This is a genomic window from Vibrio sp. 1978 (assembly GCF_033344345.1).
In genome coordinates this window covers 1-528 of the sequence record NZ_JAWPOP010000963.1, presented here as the reverse complement: position 1 = coordinate 528, position 528 = coordinate 1, and the positions used below count along the sequence as shown (strand labels likewise).

The following is a 528-nucleotide window of genomic DNA, read 5'->3' as shown; positions in this document are numbered from 1 at the left end:
ATGCTGGAGTCGAGCAACAACTTACGTGCGGTGCAAGAGCTTTTAGGTCACGAGAACATATCGACGACCCAAATCTACACACACTTGGATTTCCAGCATCTAGCGCAAGCGTATGACCAAGCCCACCCACGCGCCCGCAAAAAGAACGGGGAGTGAGCCAAAGCATGAAATTTTACCGCCGTATCGAGCCGATTAAGGCCATGACATTCGATCTAGATGACACGCTGTATGACAACCATCCAGTGATTGTCCGTATGGAGCGCGAGTTACTGACCTGGTTGCAACAAACGCATCCTGCAGTGGCACACATGGAAAAGGCCGACTGGTTGCAGGTAAAAAAACATGTTCTCCAGCAAAGTCCTGATCTCAAAAGCGATGTGACGCTTTGGCGCCTAGTGCAGTTAAAGCATGGTTTTCTATCCGTTGGCTACGATGAAGCGCAAGCTCAAGTTGCAGCGGAAGAGGGCGTGCAACTGGCGTTGGAATGGCGCAGTCAGTTTGACGTGCCGCAGCAAAGTCTCGATGTAT

General features: G+C 50.9%; 1 protein-coding gene and 1 pseudogene. Both read left to right on the top strand.

Translation table 11 applies throughout. From position 1 onward, the window contains the following. On the top strand, positions 1 to 156 hold a 156-nt coding region (locus R8N49_RS30115), incomplete at its 5' end, for a tyrosine-type recombinase/integrase (protein WP_318190823.1). Between the two features lie 8 nt (positions 157 to 164). After that, positions 165 to 528, top strand: a pseudogene (locus tag R8N49_RS30110) (2-haloalkanoic acid dehalogenase); the annotation flags it as partial.